The organism is Actinomycetota bacterium (assembly GCA_030650795.1).
Classification (GTDB): domain Bacteria; phylum Actinomycetota; class Actinomycetes; order S36-B12; family S36-B12; genus UBA11398.
In genome coordinates this window covers 1-1,191 of sequence record JAUSDJ010000042.1, presented here as the reverse complement: position 1 = coordinate 1,191, position 1,191 = coordinate 1, and the positions used below count along the sequence as shown (strand labels likewise).

General features: G+C 56.7%; 1 protein-coding gene. It reads right to left on the bottom strand.

The genetic code is table 11. The features are described 5' to 3' along the window. Window positions 1–1,191 (bottom strand): hypothetical protein (locus tag Q7L55_13290; GenBank protein ID MDO8733522.1); only part of this gene is annotated, 1,191 nt, incomplete at both ends.

Genomic DNA, 1,191 nt, shown 5'->3' with positions numbered 1-1,191 from the left:
GAGAAAAGATCTAACCGGCCGGAGATGGAAGCGGTGCCGCCGACTTCTAACCGGGTATTAATGACTGCTCCGCTGTTAATTCCGAAATTACCGGCCGCGGTGACGGAAGCGTCAGCGCCGAAAGTCCATTGGCCGGTGATGGTCTGGTCACTGGTACGGGAAGCGGGACCGTTGACATAGTCTAGCTTGACCACCGCGTCAAACGAACCGGAAGAAGTGATATCAAAGTTGTTGGCGTCAAAGGAAATGGTGGCGGCCGGATTAACATCGGTGCCGATCGGATTGCCGATTCTGACTTGCAGAGTGGGCGTACCCCCGCCCCCGCCCGTCTGATCCACGCCGCAGTCAAACTTTTTGGTGCCCAGGTCATAGACCAGTTTTTCCGCGTTCGCTTCGCAATCCCCTAATAGTCCGCCGTCTTTGTCGGGTAGATCAAAAGCCGAGATGCTGGCCGTGCCGGTTACTTCCAGAGCATAGGAAACACTGGCCCCGCTACTACTATTAAGCCGGAATCTCTCTGCTCCATTGGTGGTAAAGCCCAGAGTATCGGCGGCAATTCGGTAGATACCGGTATTGGGATCATTGTTAAAGGTAAAGCTGGGTAAGAGAGCGGTGCCGGCTTGGGCGTAGAAAGCGGAAGCGGAGGCGTAGCCTAAGGATTCGAAGTTAAGCGATAAGGTGGCGCCGGACTGGGTCCAGTTCAGGGTCGGATCGCCGGCCGAGAGATTGAAGGTCCAGAGATTGGAGGCATTGCCGCCGGCGCCCCAGGTGAGGGCTTCCAGTTCAGTGGCCACAAAGTCAAAATCATCAGCCGTGATAGTGATGCCGTCTCCGCCGGTCAAGGTGCCGCAGGAGAAGAGACCGGTGGTAGTCCAGCGGATGGTTTCGGCGGAATCGTTGCAGTCGGCGGCGCCGTTAACTCCGGAACCGAAGTAGGCGGAGACCGAAGCGTAGCTGGTGGTTTCAAAAGGTAACGAGCTGGAGACACCGGTGGAACGGATCACTAGGGTGTCAGTGCCGACTTCAAAGTTACCGGAGAGAGAAGCGTTGGAGAAAAGATCTAACCGGCCGGAGATGGAAGCGGTGCCGCCGACTTCTAACCGGGTATTAATGACTGCTCCGCTGTTAATTCCGAAATTACCGGCCGCGGTGACGGAAGCGTCAGCGCCGAAAGTCCATTGGCCGGTGATG